The 22,464-nt window shown below is 41.3% G+C and carries 12 protein-coding genes, 2 rRNA genes and 2 pseudogenes; 7 read left to right on the forward strand and 9 right to left on the reverse strand.

Going from position 1 to position 22,464, the window contains the following annotated elements:
* Nucleotides 1-6 precede the first annotated feature (6 nt).
* The gene (locus ACU8V8_RS16190) at nucleotides 7-1,419 is read left to right on the forward strand and encodes a 5-methyltetrahydrofolate--homocysteine methyltransferase (protein WP_446888185.1); all 1,413 of its coding nucleotides are present in this window, start codon (nucleotides 7-9) and stop codon (nucleotides 1,417-1,419) included.
* Nucleotides 1,420-1,515: 96 nt separating this feature from the next.
* Here ACU8V8_RS16190 and ACU8V8_RS16195 read toward each other — a convergent pair whose 3' ends face one another.
* The 5 genes from ACU8V8_RS16195 to ACU8V8_RS16215 all read right to left on the reverse strand — a co-directional run bounded on the left by ACU8V8_RS16195 (nucleotide 1,516) and on the right by ACU8V8_RS16215 (nucleotide 9,300).
* Nucleotides 1,516-2,814, reverse strand: coding sequence for a DEAD/DEAH box helicase (locus tag ACU8V8_RS16195; protein ID WP_446888186.1), 1,299 nt, complete (start codon nucleotides 2,812-2,814; stop codon nucleotides 1,516-1,518).
* A 280-nt stretch (nucleotides 2,815-3,094) separates the two neighbouring features.
* Nucleotides 3,095-4,282, reverse strand: coding sequence for an alpha/beta hydrolase-fold protein (locus ACU8V8_RS16200; RefSeq protein ID WP_446888187.1), 1,188 nt, complete (start codon nucleotides 4,280-4,282; stop codon nucleotides 3,095-3,097).
* Nucleotides 4,283-4,394: 112 nt separating this feature from the next.
* On the reverse strand, nucleotides 4,395-6,215 hold the full coding sequence (gene glmS / locus ACU8V8_RS16205) for a glutamine--fructose-6-phosphate transaminase (isomerizing) (RefSeq protein WP_421962258.1): 1,821 nt from the start codon (nucleotides 6,213-6,215) through the stop codon (nucleotides 4,395-4,397).
* 113 nt (nucleotides 6,216-6,328) lie between these two features.
* Entirely contained in the window at nucleotides 6,329-7,087 is a 759-nt protein-coding gene (locus tag ACU8V8_RS16210; protein WP_446888188.1) for a DeoR/GlpR family DNA-binding transcription regulator, read from the reverse strand.
* A gap of 158 nt (nucleotides 7,088-7,245) precedes the next feature.
* A complete protein-coding gene (locus ACU8V8_RS16215; protein WP_446888189.1) occupies nucleotides 7,246-9,300 on the reverse strand; it encodes a winged helix-turn-helix domain-containing protein in 2,055 nt (684 codons plus the stop codon).
* Between the two features lie 189 nt (nucleotides 9,301-9,489).
* Here ACU8V8_RS16215 and ACU8V8_RS16220 point away from each other — a divergent pair, with 189 nt between their 5' ends.
* From ACU8V8_RS16220 to ACU8V8_RS16235, 4 genes and pseudogenes are all read left to right on the forward strand, one after another.
* Nucleotides 9,490-10,716, forward strand: coding sequence for an efflux RND transporter periplasmic adaptor subunit (locus tag ACU8V8_RS16220; RefSeq protein ID WP_182798114.1), 1,227 nt, complete (start codon nucleotides 9,490-9,492; stop codon nucleotides 10,714-10,716).
* 11 nt (nucleotides 10,717-10,727) lie between these two features.
* Complete coding sequence (locus tag ACU8V8_RS16225; RefSeq protein ID WP_446888190.1) at nucleotides 10,728-11,462, forward strand: ABC transporter ATP-binding protein; 735 nt, start codon at nucleotides 10,728-10,730, stop codon at nucleotides 11,460-11,462.
* Nucleotides 11,456-13,849 (forward strand): ABC transporter permease, encoded by a 2,394-nt coding sequence (locus ACU8V8_RS16230; RefSeq protein ID WP_446888191.1) that lies wholly within the window; start codon nucleotides 11,456-11,458, stop codon nucleotides 13,847-13,849. Before ACU8V8_RS16225 ends, ACU8V8_RS16230 begins: the two co-directional genes overlap by 7 nt.
* Before the next feature lie 175 nt (nucleotides 13,850-14,024).
* Nucleotides 14,025-14,560, forward strand: a pseudogene (locus ACU8V8_RS16235) (sugar O-acetyltransferase).
* Nucleotides 14,561-14,669: 109 nt separating this feature from the next.
* Here the strand turns inward: ACU8V8_RS16235 and ACU8V8_RS16240 are convergent.
* Together ACU8V8_RS16240 and ACU8V8_RS16245 are read right to left on the reverse strand one after the other, a co-directional pair.
* Complete coding sequence (locus ACU8V8_RS16240; RefSeq protein WP_446888192.1) at nucleotides 14,670-15,149, reverse strand: REP-associated tyrosine transposase; 480 nt, start codon at nucleotides 15,147-15,149, stop codon at nucleotides 14,670-14,672.
* 130 nt (nucleotides 15,150-15,279) lie between these two features.
* On the reverse strand, nucleotides 15,280-16,560 hold the full coding sequence (locus ACU8V8_RS16245) for an acyltransferase family protein (RefSeq protein ID WP_446888193.1): 1,281 nt from the start codon (nucleotides 16,558-16,560) through the stop codon (nucleotides 15,280-15,282).
* A 183-nt stretch (nucleotides 16,561-16,743) separates the two neighbouring features.
* On the opposite strand from ACU8V8_RS16245, the pseudogene ACU8V8_RS16250 reads away from it, so the two are divergent.
* Both ACU8V8_RS16250 and ACU8V8_RS16255 read left to right on the forward strand, forming a co-directional pair.
* Nucleotides 16,744-17,608, forward strand: a pseudogene (locus tag ACU8V8_RS16250) (LytR/AlgR family response regulator transcription factor).
* A 66-nt stretch (nucleotides 17,609-17,674) separates the two neighbouring features.
* The gene (locus ACU8V8_RS16255) at nucleotides 17,675-18,943 is read left to right on the forward strand and encodes a LysM peptidoglycan-binding domain-containing protein (protein WP_446888194.1); all 1,269 of its coding nucleotides are present in this window, start codon (nucleotides 17,675-17,677) and stop codon (nucleotides 18,941-18,943) included.
* 218 nt (nucleotides 18,944-19,161) lie between these two features.
* Here ACU8V8_RS16255 and rrf read toward each other — a convergent pair.
* Nucleotides 19,162-19,276 (reverse strand): 5S ribosomal RNA (gene rrf / locus ACU8V8_RS16260).
* Nucleotides 19,277-19,412: 136 nt separating this feature from the next.
* A 23S ribosomal RNA gene (locus ACU8V8_RS16265) occupies nucleotides 19,413-22,299 on the reverse strand.
* Nucleotides 22,300-22,464 lie beyond the last annotated feature (165 nt).

Here is a 22,464-nt window from a genome sequence, read left to right on the forward strand (position 1 = left end):
ATTAACATGACTAAATTATTCAAATTAAAACTGATTGCACTGGCAATAAGCAGCACACTAATCACCGCTTGTGGCGATGCAGAAACCAATATCGTTGAGAAAAATCCGATAGAAGTGCCTGATGACCATGATCACGGTGATGGTGACGATCATGACCACGGTGATGAATACACTATTGATTCATTAGGGCGACTTGTAGTACTTGCTAACGACAGCAACACCGCAAGCTTTTTTGATTTAGACGATAATGAACTTTTGGATACATTTACCCTTACCAATGATTCGAATACGCTGTCATCGTCACCTGATTTTCGTTATGCAGTGATTGCTAGTCGCGCACAAGATTACCTAGGTTTTATCGACGGTGGTTTATGGCGTGAAGACCACGGCGAGCATTTACACGACTACAAGCAAGGCCCAGCAGCTAGCAGCTTTGAGTTAACCAGCGGTAGCCGCCCAACGCACCTGGTTAAACACGATGGTAAATTAGCTATCTTTTACGATGGTGATGCAGAGTCAGGTACGGTTGCATCTGTTGAAGTATTAACAGATAACGACATCACAAGTGCAACAGCAGCGTTACCGGGCATCACTTACGATATTAATATGCACGGTGTTGCAGAGCCTCGTGGTGAGCATTTACTATCAACCATTCGTCGTGATGATGCTGAAAGTACATCAGTTGCTAAAATCCTGCCAGACCAAGTGGGTGTTTATCATTTTCATGATGGTGAATATGAGCTTGAACAAACTTTAGAGTTAACTTGCCCTGATTTACATGGCGCAGCACAAAACCACGATTACGTAATATTTGGTTGTAGCGATGGCGTACTATTAGCTCATCAGCATGATGACGAATACGAAGCTGAAAAAATAGCGAATATTGCAGCCGTTGGCGATCTACGTATTGGCACTATATATGGCCATGAAAACAGCGAGAGCTTTATTGGCGTTGCGTCTGGTCATGGCGGCGGCCCTGCCGTAATTGTAAGCATCGACCCTGAAAATGCTGAAATGGAAGAATTAGAATGGCAACTAGCTGATGGCGCAAGTGCCATTTCTTACTCTTTCTCCGCCAACGGCGAGCACTTTTTAGTATTAGACAGCTTAGGCTTTTTAAACGTGCTTGAAGCACATGCACACGACGACCACACACACTGGGAATTAGCAGGCCAAGTTGATATCACTGAAGAAGACGTAACAACTATGCCTGAAGGCATGAAGTTTAGTATGACAGTGGCGCAAAATGGTCAGTTTGCTTACGTAGCCGACCCTATTGCTCAACATGTTGTACAAGTACACCTAGAAGATTTAGAAATTGAAAGTGAACTGGAGCTTACATTCCCACCAGCGGCAATCACTTGGTTAGGTATTGCAGAAGAGGAAGAAGAGCACGACCACGAACCACTAAGTTCGTAGCGTGTTTAACCGTTAACGCTTTGGGCTAACGCCACAAAATAAAAACCCCGTAACTAACTTAATTACGGGGTTTTTACTATGTTTTAATTGACTGAACTATTTACGGCGCCAGCCGCTCCATACGTCATCTTCTTGGTTGGCTTTTTTCTTCTTCTTTTTACCAGTGCCTTCAGGCTTGGCCATTGGCTTTTCGTTTTTAAGTGCCTGTGCCGCATCAAGATTGGCTTGGTTTACAGCAAAGCCTGCTACCTCTTCGCGCTCTAAACGTAGTTTGTTTTTCTTCTCGATAATTCTAAAGTGGTGAAAGTCTTCATAATCAATTAACGATAACGCTAAACCCACTTCACCGGCACGGCCACTTCGGCCAATGCGGTGCATATAATCAGCTGGGCTACGCGGTAAGTTAAAGTTAATTACCACTGGCAGTTTTTCAATATCTAAACCACGGGCGGCAATGTCTGTAGCAATCAGTACTTCAATTTCGCCATTTTTAAACTTTTCGATTACTCGAGTACGTTCACTTTGGCCTTTATCACCATGAAATACCTGCGCGTTAACACCGCGTTTTTCAAGCTTGCCCGCTAAATGCTCACAGTCTTTTTTAGCGTTGACAAAAATAAGCGCTTGGCGCCATTTATGCTGCTTAATTAAATGCGCTAAAACCGTGGTTTTCTCGCCTTTATTTACCGTAAATACGCGCTGCACTAAGGTGCTTTCGTCTTTGCTTTGTACTTGAATTTCAACAGGGTTGGTTAAAAGCTCTTGGGTTAATAACTTAACTTGCTCAGGGAAAGTCGCTGAAAACAACATGGTTTGCTTTTTAGCAGGCATTAACGCTAACAGCTCAGCCAGCTCTTCAGTAAAGCCAAGGCTTAACATGCGGTCAGCTTCATCGAGCACCAATGTACTCACTTTATCGAGCTTAATGGCATTGCTTGAGATTAAATCAAGCAAACGCCCTGGGGTTGCTACGATAATATCGGCACCGCCACGTAATGCCTGCATTTGGGTATTAACCGACACACCACCAAATACCGCCACGGTTTTAATCGCGCCATTAAAGTTCGCAGAATACGATTTAACGCTATCAGCCACCTGCGTAGCAAGCTCGCGAGTAGGCACTAAAATAAGCCCTGAAACAAAATTACCTTTGCTAGCCGTTTTTTTAGCATTTTGTGCTAAAAACAGCGTTTGTAGCATTGGTAATGCAAAGGTCGCTGTTTTACCAGAGCCGGTATTTGCACCAGCAATAAGGTCACTGCCCGCTAATATACTTGGTATTGCCTTAGCTTGAATTGGCGTAGGTTGCGTGTATTCAAGATCAGACAATCGAGCAATTAGCTCTGGAATTAGGCCAAGTTCGTTGAAATTGCTAGGGTTTGCGGCTGAGGTCATAAAGGGTGCGGGCTCATTACTAAAAATAGCCTGCAATTTTAGCGTATTTATTGCCCGTTAAGTAGGGATTAGTGATTTTAATGTGGTTTAGGTAACAGCCGCGAGCTTCGATCTACAAACTACGAGTTAATTTGTGATATTGCTTTTTGCCGAATCTAAGTAATTAAAGGTGCAGAATCTTGCCTCCTCATAGAAACACAAGTAAATTAGACTATCACCGTAAGTGTTTCAAGCCTATCGAGGCTTTCATAAAAAGCCAACAACTAAGTTGGCAATATTATTAGCTCTTACTTAGTTCAGCTTGCAGCCTAGCTTTTGTTTCTTTTAGGTAATTTATATAAGGGTATGAGTCATCTGCGATTGCTAAAGCAGATTCCATATGTTTAAGCGCTTGGCTAGTATCGCCTTGCATTTCATAACCATAAGATAGAGCAGAAAGCGCATCGACTGATTTAGGATGATTTTTTATATTGTACTTAAACACCTCAATAGCACGGTTAAATTGTTTGCTGCCCGTTAAGTTATAACCTAGTGATCTAACAGCGCGATCCGGTGGCGATATCTGCTCACCCCATTGCTGAGATAAGTTTTGATAATAAACATCAATAGAGGCTACATCGTCAGTTAAAGCACTTATGGGCATTTGTTTAGGTAAAAATAAGTTGTAGTAGGCATTAAATACGCCAGCAGCAGTAGTTAAGCCATGCGAGATGCCATCAAACGCATCATTAAAAAAGCGTAACCCCCGCGCTTTATGTGATTGCAGTGATTGCTGTAATTCATCATACCTTTCACGCATTATGCCGGCTTCTTCGCCGATATTTATATAAACGTAATTGTTAAGGTCTTTGCTTTTAGCTAAAAACGACTTTGTACTTTTTACCGATGCGCCATAGTTCCACCAAACCGCAGGGCTATACGCAATATGTGCTTGGAATAACTCAGGCTTTGCCTGCAACGCATATAACGAAAATACACCACCAGCAGAGGCACCAGCAATAATCTTATAGTCATGCGTACGATAATTTTTATTAATGAGAGGAATAAGCTCTTGTTCAAAGAACGCTAAAAACTTTGCAGCACCGCCCCCTTCACCAACTGGACCTTGCGGCTCCTTGTTCACGGTAGGATACATATCTCTAAGTCGGCTAGTGTTTTCAATAGCGACAATAATAACCTCTGGCGCACGATTATCATTTTGTAAACGCTCAATAACAGCACTGGCAAGCGGTATATTACCCGCTCCATCTAAGCGATATATCACAGGGTAAACTTTATCGGGGTTAGTTTGGTAGCTTTTAGGTAATTGAACGACAACGGTACGTTCTTCATTTAAAACTGCCGATTTAAATGTATGTGTGTGCTGAGAATAATCTACGGTTTGTTGTTTGGTGTTAGATTGTGCAAAGGCACTTTGTGAACTAAAAATACAAAAACTAATAAAACACAGAGTGGTAAATAAACGCATGACTAATCCCTTAGAGAATAATGAGTTACTTAAGCTAACAGAGTTTCAGGCACAAAAAAAGCGCGTTACGCGCTTTTTTTAAAATTAATGAAGTTTCATTAACCCATTGATTTTACTCAACAGTTACACTTTTTGCGAGATTTCTAGGCTGATCTACATCAGTGCCTTTAATCACCGCTACGTAGTATGAAAGTAACTGTAGTGGAATTGTATATACAACTGGTGCAATTACGTCATCTACGTGGTTTACGTTAATTACACGCATGGTCTCGTCTGATTCAAAGTGTGAGTCTTTATCAGCGAATACATAGATGATGCCGCCACGAGCACGTACTTCTTCCACGTTTGATTTAAGCTTTTCTAATAGCTCATTGTTTGGTGCAACAACAATAATAGGCATGTCGGCATCAATTAACGCAAGCGGACCATGTTTGAGTTCGCCTGCTGCGTATGCTTCAGCGTGAATGTATGAAATTTCTTTAAGCTTAAGCGCACCTTCCATTGCGATTGGGTATTGTGAACCACGACCTAAAAACAGTGAATGGTGCTTGTCGGCAAACTCTTCTGCTAAGTCTGCAATACCATCAGCAAGTAATAACGCTTCTTCTAACTTGTTTGGTAAGGTTTTAATTGCGTTCACAATTACACTTTGATCTAAGCCTTTTTCTTGCGCTACAGACGCAGTAAGCATTAACAAACCAACTAATTGCGTGGTAAATGCTTTAGTAGACGCAACACCAATTTCAGCACCTGCTTTAGTCATAAAGGCTAAATCAGATTCACGAACGAGTGATGAGCCAGGTACGTTACAAATGGTCATTGAGGCCATGTAACCTTGCTCTTTCGCTAAACGCAGTGCAGCTAAAGTATCAGCTGTTTCACCAGATTGTGAAATTGTCACAAGTAGGCTGTTTTCGTGCACGAAAGACTCGCGATAGCGGAATTCAGAGGCAATTTCAACATTACAGCTCACACCGGCAAATTGCTCAAGCCAGTAGCGGGCAACCATACCTGAGTGATAAGAGGTACCACAGGCAATAATTTGTACGTGTTTTACGTCTTTAAAAATTTGCTGTGCACTGTCGCCAAAGGCATCAATCGCTACGCGGTCGTCATTTAAACGCCCTTCAAGTGTATTACGTACGGCAAGCGGCTGCTCGTAAATTTCCTTTAGCATGTAGTGGCGGTATTCACCTTTGCCTGACGCATCTTGGGTAATGTTTGATTCAATGACTTCGCGCTCAACAGCATTACCGTCTGCATCAAAAATTTCCACGGTGTCACGGGTTATACGCGCTACATCGCCTTCTTCAAGGTATATAAAGCTGCGTGTTACTGGTAATAAAGCGAGTTGGTCAGAGGCAATAAAGTTTTCGCCAAGGCCTAAACCAATAACCAACGGGCTGCCTGAACGGGCTACGATGATTTCGTTATCATTAGCTTTATCAAATACTACAGTACCAAATGCACCATCAAACTGCTTAACGGCCGCTTGTACTGCTGCTAATAGTGAGCTATGTTGCTGGCGAAGTTGATGAATTAAATGCACCATGACTTCGGTATCAGTATCTGATAAAAACTCGTAGCCATCGCCTTTAAGCGCTTCGCGCAGGCTTGCATGGTTTTCAATAATACCATTATGTACTAAGGCAATTTCACTGTTTGAGATGTGCGGATGAGCGTTTGCTTCTGTTACGCCACCATGTGTCGCCCAGCGTGTGTGCGCGATACCGGTTGTGCCTTTTACACCGGCATTTTCAAGGGCGCTTTCAAGGTTAGCGACTTTACCCACTGCTTTTACTGTATTGAGCGTGTTGCCTTCTAAAAGTGCGACACCCGCAGAGTCATAGCCACGATATTCAAGGCGCTTTAAGCCTTCTACTAAAATTTTATTTACTGGGCGTTCTGCAACTGCCCCAACGATTCCACACATAGTATTCTCCATTTGCACGTGCCAAAACTAAAGCTTTAGGCCGTATGTGTTATTTAATATTTAAATGTCCATCGCAGGTGTTGTCGGCCTGCAATAAACACGAATTTATAAATTTAAAGCTCAGCGCAAATCAACTGCACACCGCATGCTTTAATAGCTTGGCGTGTATCAAGCGCCAAATTACTATCTGTGATGAGTGTAGTGACTCTCTGCCAAGGCAATTCTAAATTGGGTATTCGACGACCTATTTTTTCAGACTCAACTAGCACTATAACTTCACGAGCAGCGCCTGCCATAACTTGGCTTAGGCCTACAAGTTCATTAAAGGTAGTGGTACCGCGCTCAACATCAATGCCATCAGCACCAATAAATAGCTGATCAAAATCATAAGAACGCAAAACGTTCTCGGCAACTTGGCCTTGGAACGACTCAGAATGCGGGTCCCAGGTACCACCGGTCATCAAAAGTGTTGGCTCGTTTTCCAGCGCTAACAACCTATTTGCGACCTTAATGGCATTAGTCATCACCACTAAGCCGCGCTTATTACCCAACTCTGGGATCATTGCCGCCGTTGTCCGGCCACTATCGATAATAATGCGGTTATGATCTTTGATGAGTGCTGCTGCGGCTTTTGCAATCGCCACTTTACGTTTTGAATCAATATCATCGCTTACAATTTCTTGCGGCAATGCTATCGCGCCACCATAGCGGCGCAGTAATAGTCCGCTTTTTTCAAGCGCTGTTAAGTCTTTACGAATGGTTACTTCAGAGGTTTGAAACTGCTCAGCTAAAATATCTACAGCTACCTCGCCTAACTCATTAACTTGAGTAAGAATAAGGTGACGACGTTGCTGGGTGTTTCGTTTAGTCATTAAGCAAACCATTTAAGTTTCGTTTCGAAAGTTACGAGATTTTAAACGAAACTATGAGAATGGCAAGGTGTAGATCAAAAAAAAGCGCAAAATGCGCTTTTAATTAACCCCAAAACAATGGATTTCAAACGCATTTAAAACTATTGCATTAAAATCACTCACTGAATTTCAATTGTAATTATTTCACTAGTCCTACTACCTAAACGTTCAACTACAACCGTATTATTTATTTTGTCCACATAAAAATTTGGTCTGATCACACTAAAGTCAAACGTTTTAGAGCTTAGGCTAGAGCCATCAACATCATCTATATCGATTTCATTGAATGTTGTATTTATTAAGTTGTGGCTGCTCCATAAAATTTTACCGTTTACAACATCCCAGTTAGTATTTTTTTCTTTTGAAACAGTTATCTGCAGTGGGGTCATTGTTTTTAAATTAACATTAAAACGAAACAACTTGCCTGTATTATCACCTAATATATAACCGTATTTAAATTGTCGGACGAAACGATATCCCTCAAAAAGAATGGATTGTGTTTCTTCCTTAATAGAATATTCAAAAACCAACCATTCACCATTACTTTTTCTGGTGTACAAAATAGATTTTTCATCTTCTGAGAAAGCAATATCGCCAATCAATTCATCCACTTTAGATATATAGGTTAAATTGTTATTAAGCGTATTGAGTATAGCAATACGACCTTGGAGTTTAATTAGTACATATTGTCCCGACAGAGATGGAGCTATTAGCTCAAGCGACTTTTTCGTACTTAAAAACACCACCTTTTCCTTTCGCTTCTGTTTTTTATAAGAAGCTAAATCGCTTATACCTTTAAGCTTCTCGATCACCCAAACCTTATCTCCTAATGGTTGATAATCTACAATACGACGTTGCCCTGACTGCTCACCATGAAACAATTCGATATCTTTAAAATTACTTAACGGTAATTTTTTCTCAGTAATTGCACTGACTCCATAGGTATCTCTAATAGCAAACAGCATGCTTGGGCTCACCACATCAAGTGAGAAAATATCTTGACCTGTAATGGCGATTTCATCTAAACGCCCAGTTTTAACATTTATTTTAGCTAGCTTTTTATCATCAATTAAAATGATATGGTCATTATCAAGCCACTGAACATTATAGATAACTATATCTTGATCATGCTGAAAAATAGTACTGCCAGTCTTTAAATCACGTACTCGAATAGAATTACGCTTACTATCCATATAAACTCGAAGTACAACCAACTTACCAGAGTCTGGAGAAATGTCCGCACGACTATCATGTGAGCCTTTTTGAGAGACAGAGGTGATTTCTTCTACCAAACCAGCGTCAGTATTGAATTTATAGATAAGCATTGCGCTTTCTCTACTTTTTTGTGCTGAAAAATAAATAACTTTACTTTCATTTTTATCGATAAACACATCTGAGATAAAATAAAAATGTGTCACTAAAACATCTATTTCATATTCTTTATTTTTAAGAGCTACCCGCTTTAATGATGCTGCATCACCGACATTATCAGAGAAGTATAAGTAATTTCCATCACGTGAGAAAGCTAAGCCCCTAGGTAACCTTGTATCATCAACTAGCACCTTTACTGTTTGACTATCTTGATCTTTTAAATAAATTTGATAGTTATTTCCACGGCTTAATTTACTTGTAAATGCGATGTACCTACCATCATTCGAAACTACCAGCGCTTTTTTATCAGAGATAATCGAGTCAATAACTTTTGTAACGACATGTGATTTGTCATCAATATTTTCATATATAAAATAGGCTAACGAAATCAATAAAGCTATAATTGCAAAAAGCAAAAAAGTTTTCGTTTTTTTTGTGTTGTTACTTTCTGTGGAAATCCGTTTTTTACTGTCTTCTGAGACTGACAATGTAGAAAATTTAGAAACAGGACAAATTAATTTATAGCCGCGCTTAGAAAGTGATTGTAGGTATTTAGGATTTTTGTGATCATCATTCAACACTAAGCGTATTTTACTAATAATCCGCCGTACAGCCGCATCTGACACACAACGACCTTGCCATAGATTTTCATGTAATTCATCCATTGATATATAACGCTCATGATGCTCAATTAAGTACATTAATACTGCAAATACTTGGGGCTCTAGTGTCACCACTTGCTTATCAAATTGCAAAGACATTCCATCTGTATCTAAGCAATATTCACCTAATTGAATCAACATACTTCCATTACAGCTCTTAACGGCCAATTTCTTTTACTTAGTCCAATCATAACCTACGCAACCTATCATTACCACAACAGCTTAACTACTTGATTTTAAACATAGTCACAGTTTGGTTACAGTAAAATTATTAATACATTATTGCCTAATTGATACGTTGCCGTATTTTCGTTTAAAAAAGGAATAACTATGAAGTTTACATCCAAACTAATCTATCAAGGGTTGATAGGTTTATCTGTCGTTATGCTTATCTCTGGCTGGCAATTAGGCTTTGCAGATAATGCCGAAGTTATATCAAAAGACTCTGTCACCATTGCGAAGGTTGAGCGCGGTGATTTTTCAATTAAGGTGGATGGCTATGGTTCACTGCAATCAATCAATAAACGACTTCTCACAGCTACAAGTAATGCGGTGGTTGACGAAATAAAACTAAAAGCGGGTGCTGTGGTTAACCATGACACAGTGATCCTCACTTTAAATAACCCCGAACTAGAAAGTAAGCTACGCTTGGCATTAGCAAAACTTAAAAATGCCAAAACCCAAAAACGACAAACCGTATTACTGCAACAGCGTGAGTTGTTAAATAACGAGTCAACCGTGTCAGAGCTAAAAGCACAATCTGAAATTGCCATGTTACAAGTTGAAGCAGAACGCACACTGGCTAAATCAGGTATTGTATCGGGGATCAGCGCGAAGAAGAATGAGCTCGAAGCCAAACAGCTATCAAAGCGTATTAACCTTGAAGAATCTAAGCTTGATAAATTAGCACAGATGCAAAAAGAGTCGCTTTCAATTCAAGATGACTTAATAGCCCAAGCACAAGACGAGTTTGATGTAGCCAAATTAATGGTTGAGCAACTTTCAGTTAAAGCAGGTATGAATGGTGTTATTCAGCGCTTGCCTTTAAGTTTAGGGCAAAGTGTCAGTGCAGGCTCTGAACTGGCGCTAATCGGCAGCCTCTCTCCTCTAGTTGGTGAAATAAAAGTACCGCAAATTCAAGCTCATTTAATTCAAATAGGTATGACAGCCCAAATTAGCACGTTGAATGACCAGGTGCGCGGCCAAGTAGTGCGTGTAGATCCTGTGATCAGCGACGGCGCTGTACAAATTGATATTGAGCTCGAGGTTTCTGAATCAGACACCATGAAACCCATGCAACAAGTAGATGCGACTATTTTTGCCGATGTACAAAAAGAGGTGAATTATATAAAACAACCAACAGGTGCAAGTGAAGGCAGCTATGGCTCATTATTTAAGCTCACAATGGATAACAAAGCCGTTAAAGTTGAAGTGCAATACGGCAAAGCATCTGGCCAGCTCATCCAAGTGTTGTCAGGACTTGAGCCTGGCGAACAGGTTATTATTTCTACATTAGATATCCCCGCTGAAACAACAACAATAAAAATTGCTGGTTAAGGAAGAATAATATGAGTACTGAAATTTTAAGAGTTAATAACCTAAGCAAGTCTTTCTCTAATGGCGAACAAGTCAGTCAAATTTTAAAAGGGATTAGCTTTACCGTGTACGACGGTGAGTTTATTTCTATTTCTGGGCCTTCTGGTTGTGGCAAGTCAACACTCCTTAACATTATGGGGCTGCTCGACACCCCTCAAAGTGGTGAATATTACATTGACGGTTTACTCGTCTCTGATATGGACTCAAACCAACGTGCGAAAGTACGCGGTAATCGCATTGGCTTTGTGTTTCAATCGTTTAACTTAATTGATGAAATGACCGTACTTGAAAACGTTGCGCTACCGCTAAAATACCGTGGTGACTCTTTATCATCACGTCACGCAAGAGCGTTAGATTGCCTAGAAAAAGTAGGTTTGGCTGATAAAGCTGATTTACATCCGAATCAAATTTCTGGTGGTCAACAACAACGCGTATCGATTGCACGCGCACTAGCTGGCGATTCTGGCATCATGCTGGTCGATGAGCCCACAGGTAACTTAGACTCAAAAAACGGCGATGCAATCATGGCGTTAATAAAAGACCTAAATCAGCAAGGCACCACCATTGTATTGGTTACCCATGATCCCCGTTATGCCGATATGGCTACGCGTAATATCCAGTTAAGAGACGGTACTGTAGTTGCCCAAAACGATGAACTCGTGCCAAGCACACCTGCAAATGTAGAACAGGTTGCTCAGTCATGTTAAAAACTGCCTACAATACTTTTAAACGTGCCAAACAATACTATTTCACCACCGTTTTTACACTGGCACTTACACTGTCGATGGTGCTTAGTTCATTTAGTTTAGTAGACTTAGTGTTCTTCTCGCCTTTGCCTTATCAACAAAGTGATAACTTATACTTACTTGAAGGCACTATTAACTCTAAAGGCTATTCAGGGCCCGCTAGTAACTCAAAGGTAATGAACTACATTGAAAACGAAAACACCGTTTTTACTGATGTTGCTGCTTACCATCGATGGACTGACTACAAGCTACTAGATAAACCAACTAGACCTGCTGTGGACGTAATACTTGCCACACATAATTTATTTGATCTACTCGGTGTACAACCCAAACTTGGTCGATTATTTAACAAGACAGAAGCACTCGGTACTCAGCAAATGTCAGTCGTATTAGGCTATCGCGCTTGGCAAACCCACTATAATGGTGACTCGAATATTGTTGGTACAAAAATACAACTCAACCAACGTCGCTTTACCGTTGTAGGTGTTGCACCTGACGGTCTCGTATTACCCTCATATAGCAATATAAATGATGCAATATGGCTTCCTATTGATGCTGACGAAGCTTTTAACCCTAAAACATCTAACGGTTTTATGGGCGCATATAAGAGTGTTGTTAGATTTAAGCCCACAGCCTCAGAGCAAGAAATTAGTAAACAATTAAGTGATTTATCACTCAAAGGTGCGCAGTTGCACGCTCCTAATATTTTAAAAGACTTTACTGTCAATGCGCGTGTTACTGCATTTAATGATGCACTTAGGGGCGACAGCGGGAAGATTGTATTAATGCTATTATTGGGTGTGTGCTTATTAATGCTCATTGCACTTATCAACCTTTCTAGTATGCAGCTCGCTAAAGCCATTACGCGCATCAAACCTCTTGCAATCAGCTTTGCATTTGGGGCAAGCAAAAAACAACTAATTATTGAAACGTTAAAACACAATATTTTACTTATTAGTATTGCAGTGTTACTTGCTTTAACACTTACTCAAATCGGCTTTATCGTTATTCAAAACCTAGCAGCTGACGCCATTCAACGTTTAGACACGCTTTCTCTTAGCTTTAATACTTTGTTATTTTCAGCTTTTCTGATTATTAGTATTGCCTCACTTTATTCATTTATAGAACTTAGTGTAGTGAAAGAGCAAAACTTAATGAGCAGCCTACAAAGCAGCGGTAAAGGAACGGGTAAGCAAATGAGTTCAGCCACCAGCCATTTACTTGTTGGTCTGCAAATTTTGTTTTCGTTTTTAGTATTAACCACTGCTAGCCACGTAGTTTTAGTAACTCTTTCTGAAGCACTCAGAGATAACGGACTGGATACACAAGGTAAATATTCATTAACAATAAACTATAGTAATGTCGATAAATCCGGCGAACGTATTAATTTACACAAAGCAATTAACCAGAGGTTGCTGGCGCTTAATAATGTGAGCAGCTTAGCTGTGTCATCCGAAATGAGGCTGCCAAAAACGGTTAATGTCAATCAAATATATAACGAAGCTGGACAGTATATTGCCCAAGCACGTAATAGCTTAGTAACTGCCAATTACTTTACTGAACTTAACTTAATAATAACGGGGAAAGGCTTTGCCAAAGGGGATGAACAACTAAAAAACCCACCGATCATTATCAATCAACGCCTTGCAGATTTACTTAATAAAAACAGTAATGAAGTACTAAACAGTAAAGTGAGTTTTGATAATAAAAGATATTACTCAATCATAGGTATTGTCAGCAACACCTATGTACCGGGCAGCCCTGAAAGTGAAGACTTTGAAGTTTTTACACCTAAAGATTACCCTGGTTGGCAACAATTTACATATTTGATTACTGTTGCAGATGAAAATAATGCAATTGCCCATATTCAACAAGCAGTATTGGAAGTCGACCAACGATTAGACATTAATAACATAGCCTCTTTAACAAGTATGTTTGATGAAAAAAGGCAACGTCACTTAAATGCAGCATGGCTGGCTATTGTGTTGGCATCAACATCGCTGCTGATGGTGTGTATTGGCATAAACGGTATTGTTAGCTATTTAGTTAAAGTGCGCAGATATAGCTTAGGCGTCAAACTTTCTATGGGGGCTGACAATTATAGGTTACTAAAAGAAAGCTTATTAGAACTCATGCAACCCATAACAATGAGCTTAGTGTTAGCCTTTTCGTTGGCATTTTTAATTATAGGCTATTGTATGTCATTACCTGAGGTTGACCTGCCTATAGACTGGTGGTTAACAACGGTCATTTGGCTGGGTTTATTAGCAATATCAGTACTTGCCAGCTTTTTTCCGATCAACCAAACGTTACGACAAGATCCAATAAAGGCATTACGAAATGAGTGAAACTGAGACTCTGGCGACTCATACCCACAATTGAAGTTATAAATAAACACCCGACTTTAATCTATTCTGCGTAAAGTCGGGTTTCATTGAATTACGGTCAACAACTGATAGTCCCGTTTGGTTAGCAGCCAATTTTGCTTTATCATCAATACATACTCATTAACTCCCTAAAACGATGACTCATCTAACTCAATTTAATAGCCTAGAAAAACCACTGATTGAGCAACGCAAAGTCGCCCATGAGACTTGTCGGTTATTTGCAAAAAGCCCCAGCAAGGGTAATTTAAAACGTATTAAGAGTTTATTTGCGCATTGTGGTGAAGACGTGATTATTGAAGCCGGCTTCCACTTAGATTACGGCTCGCAAGTGCAAATAGGTGATCGTACTTTTATAAACATTAACTGCACTGTGTTAGATGCGCCAATTAATGAGGGGGCGATAAGCATTGGCGACGATTGTTTAATCGGCCCAAACGTTCAGCTTTTGGCTGTATCGCATGCGGTTCCCCCACAGAGCGACTCAATAAAGACAACTTTGCGGCACCGATTACAATCGGTAATAACGTGTGGATTGGCGCGGGAGTTATCGTTTTAGCGGGTGTTACCATTGGCGATAACGCTGTCGTGGGCGCGGGGTCTATCGTCACCAAAAATGTTGCCGAAAATACTGTAGTTGCTGGTAATCCTGCAATGAAAATTAAAGATATTTAATCGTATATATTGTAGGTCGTCGTTTACGGCGACAATAGCATAAAGACCCAAACTAAACATAACGCGCTAAAGCACGTCCTACATCACCTCAACACACATCCGTAGGTCGTCATTTATGGCAACAACTCTCTGCGAAATTAAGCTTATAAATATACTGAATTCCAATATGGATAGTCACCAATTCGAGTGACCAACTTACTCTCAAAGGATTTGCAGCAATATACCTTGCTATTACTATCCTATTTTCTTCTTCTCGCAGTGCATGATCATAATACGCTCTTTGCCAAACAGGCTGATTTTTATTTCGTACTATATTAACTTCCCGAGCAGATACACCTTTTAAATGGCCCACAGTTATTCCTAACTCACTTGATGTTAATTGCAATAAACCATGGAAATGATCAGGCATTAAAACCCAAGTTAACCAACGACATTGAAACTTGAGCTCGTTACTAGCGATACATCTACAAAAAATATTGGCAAGATCGTAGCTACTAAATATTCTTTCTCTGCGGTGGCATGCAAATGTAATGAAGTATTCACCAGATTGAATTGATACGCGCCCTTTCTCTAAGTAACTCCAGCTCATTAGATAAACTCCTTTTCCTAAAGCAGAAGTAAAATATAGCCTATTAACGCGCTAAAGCACGTCCTACATCACCTCAATACACATCCGTAGGTCGTCGTTTACGGCGACAATTAGTCTGTAATACAGATAGTTAAATCAACCTAAAGATCAGCGGGCTTACCAATATTAGTCCGCAAAGAAAGCCTGCTTTAACTTGCCATGCTTTATATTTCCTTGTGACTCTAATCCCTAGCAATGGGCTTAATAGATCGACACGGCGCGCAACAATAAACACTAGCCAACAAATAATGAATGTGAGACTTAGTATAAGTAATGGCTCCACAAAACCACCTAATTGCAGCTTAGACAAATAAAAGGCCAAGCCAATAATCACACTTTGATGTAATAGGTAAAAAGGAAATACTGCACAGTTTAGTAAAGCTAGTTTGGGGTGATCGTGATTCAAAAAACGTTGTGCTAGAGCTAGCATCAACAGCACACCGACTAATCGTTGCGCAGTATACAGCATATCCATGCTGGTAATTTGCCATTGGCTAACAGCAGGATTTTGCCAAATCATGTGATAACCCAGCACTACAACTAAATAACCTAAAATGAATACCAGTAATAACGCCTGCCAGTGACGTAGCAATTTGCTATAAAATGCAGGCTGCCAAGCAAGCAGGTAACCATAAAGTAAAAACAGCGCCCCCATGGGATATCTGAATGTATCACTTGGCCAGCTTAATTTTAAAATACAAATCGGCAATAGTAATACGATAAAAACTGTAAATAACGAGCGCCCAGATAAGCGCGTGATTATTGCTTGCACATTAGCGTGATGAAGCAGCGGCATCACTAACATCAGTAATAAAGTAAATTGCCATAAGGAGCGCAAATACCAAAGGTGGTTTACATCAACATGCGGCCAAACTCCAGCTTGATAGTGCTCAAATAAAGTGTTGGTTAAATCAAAAAACTGGCTGTAAAACTGCCAAAAGCTCATAGCTAAACCAACCTCTTGGCTCATTTGCGCATAAAGCTGAATCGGCACTATAAACCAAATGCCAAACAATAAAGGCAGTAATATCTTTACACTGCGCGTAGTTAAAAACATACCTAGACTAAAACGCGCAACAATAAAGCGCAGCGCCACACCTGAAATGAACCAAATTAATCCCATCCGCCATGGCGACAGTAAGAGCATGATATTTTCAATGCTGCTGGATAAATACTGGCTTTTAAAATGAAAACCCCAATTTTCACTGTATAGCATACCGCTGTGGTAGAAAATTAATAAACCAAATGCAATCACCCGTAGCCAATCTAAATCATAGCGGCGCTCTGGTGATTCAACTGGTTGATTGAACGCATTATGCCATGGCTGTAATAGCATGCGGGTTGTGTTTTTAATTACTATTTTAAGTGTCATGGTAGATTTAACTTACGACTAATTAATAACAACTATGCCCCTCTTACCGCGCTAAAAAATTAAAAAAGGCTGATAAAACAGTCAGTAGGGATAAGCGGTGGATAACAGGGATGATAAGTTTGGTAATTGTTCGCTATGTTGATAGTCTAATAGTGAGGCAGCTTAAGAGTAACAATAGTAATGATCACCTTAACGCATTTTCAGCGTTACCAAACTTGGTATGCGACACTATTTTTATGTAGTTATATTTTTATCAACAATACCATTAATGCCAGCTCAAACATTATGGAAGCCCAGCGCGATGGCGTACTCCCGTTTATGCTCTGGGAGCCATTTGTATGGGAGTATTCAAGTGCTATTGGTACTTTATTGTTGTTTCCTGCTTTAGTTTGGTTATTACAAGCCCAACCCTTTAATTGGCAAAAGATCACCCGCTCATTACTCATTTACTTATTCGCAAGCGTTATTTTCTCGTTATTGCATGTAGGGATCATGGTAACTATCCGCAAGTTTATTTATAGCATTCAACAAATGCAGTATGACTTTGGATTGGTGTGGTTTGAGCTGCTTTATGAATACCGTAAAGACTTATGGGGCTTTTTATTTTTGATTGTTGTTATTAAAACCTATCAATATGTTGTTAGCCAATTAACTGGTGAAGCCACGCCAATTAAACATGAGGAGGACACACTACAAGATTTGAATTTCGACAGATTACTCGTTAAGAAACTAGGTAAAGAGTTTATTATCTCTACAAATAAAATTGATTGGCTTGAGTCTAGCGGTAATTACGTAAACCTGCATATTGGGACACGCATTTACCCGCTACGAGCAACCATGACCAATCTTATAGCTAGGTTAGAACCACAAGGCTTTTGCCGTATTCATCGCTCTCATGCTATTAGACTCGATACGATTGAATCAATAACCCCCCTTATCCAGTGGCGATAGCGAAGTAAAATTAACAACAGGAGAAGTACTTAACTTATCACGTCGTTACAAAGAGCAGTTTAAGGGGCAGATTAATTCATCTTCCGCTCAAATCTAACTCACCCTATGTTAAGCTTACCTGCTTTAGGTTAGCCGCATTTATATTTACGGAGTAGTGTAGTACGTGTTTTTAAATCGATTTATCCGCATTTTGCCATTAATAATTTTATCTGGTTGTGAAAGCACGCCCGATACACCAACATCAACTCCTGAAATAAAGGCTAACCCCAAAACAATTGTTAGTGAACAGCGCGAAGATATTACACAAATAGCGCCACTCACAACAAAAGAACTCGATGATGTATGGCAACGTATTCGCGCACAGCTAACATTTGCCAATTCAAGCCACCCCGCCGTTCAACAACGCATTGCTTGGTATTTATCTCACCCCAACTATATGGATGAAATAAGTCGCCGTGCTGAGCCTTACCTTTACTATATTGTTGATGAGGTAGAAAAACGAGAATTACCCATAGAACTGGCATTAATGCCTCTTATTGAGAGTGACTTTAACGCCAGTGCCTACTCGCATAAGCATGCATCTGGGCTTTGGCAATTAACGCCTGCCATTGCTAAGTACTTTAAGGTAAAAATTAGCCCTTGGTACGATGGCCGCCAAGATGTGATCGACAGTACCCACGCTGCTCTGGATTTTATGGAGTACTTATACAAACGCTTTGATGGTAATTGGTATCACGCTATAGCAGCCTATAACTTAGGTGAAGGCCGTGTACTTAGAGCGATCAGCAACAATAAAAAGCAAGGTAAACCAACTGACTTTTTCAGTTTAAAACTCCCTCAGCAAACCAGTCAGTATGTCCCTAAGCTGCTTGCTGCGGCGCAATTATTAAAAAGCCAAAAGATGGCGTTTCCTGCAATTTCAAATAGCCCAGCAATTACAGTATTGCCTATTGATGGCTCAGTTATTTTAGATAATAAAGCCCAATGGCAACAGTTAGAGCCCTTAAACTACGGGGTCATTCGCTTTCCGGCGATTATTGATGCACCGCATCTAGTCATCCCTGCTAGTGAGCAAAAGCAATTTGAGACTATGATTGCTGATCAAGATTCTAACGACTACAGCCAATGGCAACATTATACAGTTAAGCGTGGCGATAGTTTGAGCGTGATCGCTAAGCGCTACAAAGTAACTTTAAGCCAACTAAAAGCATTCAACGACCTCAAGGGAAACACTATTAGGATTGGCCAAAGGCTAGTGCTACCACAATTAGCTGATACTCAAATTGAGTATCAGGTTAAATCTGGTGATAGCCTGTGGAAAATTGCCAACCACTACAAAGTCAGTATTACTAAACTTAAACAATGGAATAATCTTTCGCGGGATAATTTAAAAATAGGTGAAAAGCTCACTGTATTTTTATCTAATAGTTAAAAGTAAACCTATACTTGAAATTCACTCAGAGGACTGTGGGTAGTATTTTCTTATGGAGTGCGAGTTTTTCAAGATTAAAATACAGGCCGAGGTAAGGTATGTTGGCCCTGAGGGATTGTGGCGTTCTTTAACCGTGGGTTTCGTGATACTCAACCCACGCTACGGTGTATAAACGTAAAAAAGCCCGATTCTTTCGAATCGGGCTTTCTCAATTTGGAGCCTGGCGATGACCTACTTTCACATAACAAATGCTACACTATCATCGGCGCTGTTTCGTTTCACTACTGAGTTCGGCATGGGATCAGGTGGGTCCAAAACGCTATTGTCACCAAGCAAATTTGGTGTAAGTTCGATTTAATCAAACTTACTAAAATTTGGAATTTCTGATAATAAATTAATCTTCAGTAATCTACTTTAGTTATATTAACTTCTGCGCTTAAACAGTCACATAAAACGCGTTTGGCGTTGTATGGTTAAGCCTCACGGGTAATTAGTACAAGTTAGCTTAACATATCACTATGCTTCCACATCTTGCCTATCAACGTTGTAGTCTTCAACGGCCCTTCAGAGACTTTAAAAGTCTAGTGAGAACTCATCTCGAGGCCTGCTTCGCGCTTAGATGCTTTCAGCGCTTATCAGTTCCGAACGTAGCTACCGGGCAATGCCATTGGCATGACAACCCGAACACCAGCGGTTCGTTCACTCCGGTCCTCTCGTACTAGGAGCAACCCCTCTCAATTCTCAAACGCCCACGGCAGATAGGGACCGAACTGTCTCACGACGTTCTAAACCCAGCTCGCGTACCACTTTAAATGGCGAACAGCCATACCCTTGGGACCGACTTCAGCCCCAGGATGTGATGAGCCGACATCGAGGTGCCAAACACCGCCGTCGATATGAACTCTTGGGCGGTATCAGCCTGTTATCCCCGGAGTACCTTTTATCCGTTGAGCGATGGCCCTTCCATTCAGAACCACCGGATCACTATGACCTACTTTCGTACCTGCTCGACGTGTCTGTCTCGCAGTTAAGCTGGCTTCTACCATTACACTAACCGTACGATGTCCGACCGTACTTAGCCAACCTTCGTGCTCCTCCGTTACTCTTTGGGAGGAGACCGCCCCAGTCAAACTACCCACCAGGCACTGTCCGTAACCCCGATTCAGGGGCCAACGTTAGAACATCAAAACTACAAGGGTGGTATTTCAAGGACGACTCCAACAAAACTAGCGTCTCATCTTCTAAGTCTCCCACCTATCCTACACATGTAGGTTCAATGTTCAGTGCCAAGCTGTAGTAAAGGTTCACGGGGTCTTTCCGTCTAGCCGCGGGTACACAGCATCTTCACTGCGATTTCAATTTCACTGAGTCTCGGGTGGAGACAGCGTGGCCATGGTTACACCATTCGTGCAGGTCGGAACTTACCCGACAAGGAATTTCGCTACCTTAGGACCGTTATAGTTACGGCCGCCGTTTACCGGGGCTTCGATCAAGAGCTTCGTCCGAAAACTAACCCCATCAATTAACCTTCCGGCACCGGGCAGGTGTCACACCGTATACGTCATCTTGCGATTTTGCACAGTGCTGTGTTTTTAATAAACAGTCCCAGCCACCTGGTCACTGCGGCTCCCGTCCGCTTAGAGAGCAAGTCTCATCACAGATAGGAGCGTACCTTCTCCCGAAGTTACGGTACGATTTTGCCTAGTTCCTTCACCCGAGTTCTCTCAAGCGCCTTAGTATTCTCTACCTGACCACCTGTGTCGGTTTGGGGTACGATTCGGTATAATCTGAAGCTTAGAGGCTTTTCCTGGAAGTATGGCATCAGCAACTTCACCACCTTAGTGGCTCGTCTCGTGTCTCAGTCTTAGCAACCCGGATTTTCCTAAGTCACCAACCTACTCACTTTCACATGGACAACCATCGCCATGCTTGCTTAGCCTGCTCCGTCCCCCCATCGCAATTATGCCAAGTACGGAAATATTAATCCGTTTCCCATCGACTACGCCTTTCGGCCTCGCCTTAGGGGTCGACTTACCCTACCCTGATTAACATGGGATAGGAACCCTTGGTCTTCCGGCGTGCGGGTTTTTCACCCGCATTATCGTTACTCATGTCAGCATTCGCACTTCTGATACGTCCAGCATACCTCCCGGTACACCTTCAACCGCTTACAGAACGCTCCCCTACCACTCAGAATAAATTCTGAATCCGCAGCTTCGGTGCATAGTTTAGCCCCGTTACATCTTCCGCGCAGACCGACTCGACCAGTGAGCTATTACGCTTTCTTTAAAGGATGGCTGCTTCTAAGCCAACCTCCTGGCTGTCTGGGCCTTTCCACATCGTTTCCCACTTAACTATGACTTTGGGACCTTAGCTGGCGGTCTGGGTTGTTTCCCTCTTCACGACGGACGTTAGCACCCGCCGTGTGTCTCCCGGATAGTACTTTACGGTATTCGGAGTTTGCAAAGGGTTGGTAAGTCGGGATGACCCCCTAGCCTTAACAGTGCTCTACCCCCGTAAGTATTCGTCCGAGGCTCTACCTAAATAGATTTCGGGGAGAACCAGCTATCTCCCGGTTTGATTAGCCTTTCACTCCAAGCCACAAGTCATCCCCTAACTTTTCAACGTTAGTGGGTTCGGTCCTCCAGTTGATGTTACTCAACCTTCAACCTGCTCATGGCTAGATCACCGGGTTTCGGGTCTATACCTTGCAACTATTCGCCCAGTTAAGACTCGGTTTCCCTACGGCTACCCTAATCGGTTAACCTCGCTACAAAATATAAGTCGCTGACCCATTATACAAAAGGTACGCAGTCACCCAACAAGTGGGCTCCTACTGCTTGTACGTACACGGTTTCAGGTTCTATTTCACTCCCCTCACAGGGGTTCTTTTCGCCTTTCCCTCACGGTACTGGTTCACTATCGGTCAGTTGGGAGTATTTAGCCTTAGATGATGGTCCACCTATATTCAGTCAAAGTTTCACGTGCTCCGACCTACTCGATTTCACTTAAAATGCATTTTCATGTACGGGACTATCACCCTGTATCGTGGCACTTTCCAGAGCCTTCCATTAACACATAATAAGCTTAAGGGCTGTTCCGGTTTCGCTCGCCGCTACTTCCGGAATCTCGGTTGATTTCTTTTCCTACGGGTACTTAGATGTTTCAGTTCTCCGCGTTCGCCTCGTTAACCTATGTATTCAGTTAACGATACCTGCAAGCAGGTGGGTTTCCCCATTCGGAAATCTTAGTCTCAAGTGCTTTTTACTAGCTCGACTAAGCTTATCGCAAGTTAATACGTCCTTCATCGCCTCCAACTGCCAAGGCATCCACCGTGTACGCTTAGTCACTTAACCATACAACCCAAACGGGTCTTTGTTTTGTGACAGTTTAACTTCGCCAGAAGTTAATATTGAATACTAAAGTAGATACCAATCAATCAACTCATAAGAGTTAACTAAATGGCACTGAATGATACTGCTATCATTCTTTTTTACTTTTGAAAACTCTGTACAAATACA

The sequence above is a fragment of the Pseudoalteromonas sp. SaAl2 genome (genome assembly GCF_052947895.1).

Coding starts and splice junctions, on each gene's coding strand:
- ACU8V8_RS16200 (WP_446888187.1), bottom strand. CDS start 4,282: ATGCGTTTATTTACCACTCTGTGTTTTATTAGTTTTTGTATTTTTAGT.
- ACU8V8_RS16215 (WP_446888189.1), bottom strand. CDS start 9,300: ATGTTGATTCAATTAGGTGAATATTGCTTAGATACAGATGGAATGTCT.
- ACU8V8_RS16225 (WP_446888190.1), top strand. CDS start 10,728: ATGAGTACTGAAATTTTAAGAGTTAATAACCTAAGCAAGTCTTTCTCT.
- ACU8V8_RS16210 (WP_446888188.1), bottom strand. CDS start 7,087: ATGACTAAACGAAACACCCAGCAACGTCGTCACCTTATTCTTACTCAA.
- ACU8V8_RS16190 (WP_446888185.1), top strand. CDS start 7: ATGACTAAATTATTCAAATTAAAACTGATTGCACTGGCAATAAGCAGC.
- ACU8V8_RS16245 (WP_446888193.1), bottom strand. CDS start 16,560: ATGACACTTAAAATAGTAATTAAAAACACAACCCGCATGCTATTACAG.
- ACU8V8_RS16220 (WP_182798114.1), top strand. CDS start 9,490: ATGAAGTTTACATCCAAACTAATCTATCAAGGGTTGATAGGTTTATCT.
- ACU8V8_RS16195 (WP_446888186.1), bottom strand. CDS start 2,814: ATGACCTCAGCCGCAAACCCTAGCAATTTCAACGAACTTGGCCTAATT.
- glmS (WP_421962258.1), bottom strand. CDS start 6,215: ATGTGTGGAATCGTTGGGGCAGTTGCAGAACGCCCAGTAAATAAAATT.
- ACU8V8_RS16240 (WP_446888192.1), bottom strand. CDS start 15,149: ATGAGCTGGAGTTACTTAGAGAAAGGGCGCGTATCAATTCAATCTGGT.
- ACU8V8_RS16230 (WP_446888191.1), top strand. CDS start 11,456: ATGTTAAAAACTGCCTACAATACTTTTAAACGTGCCAAACAATACTAT.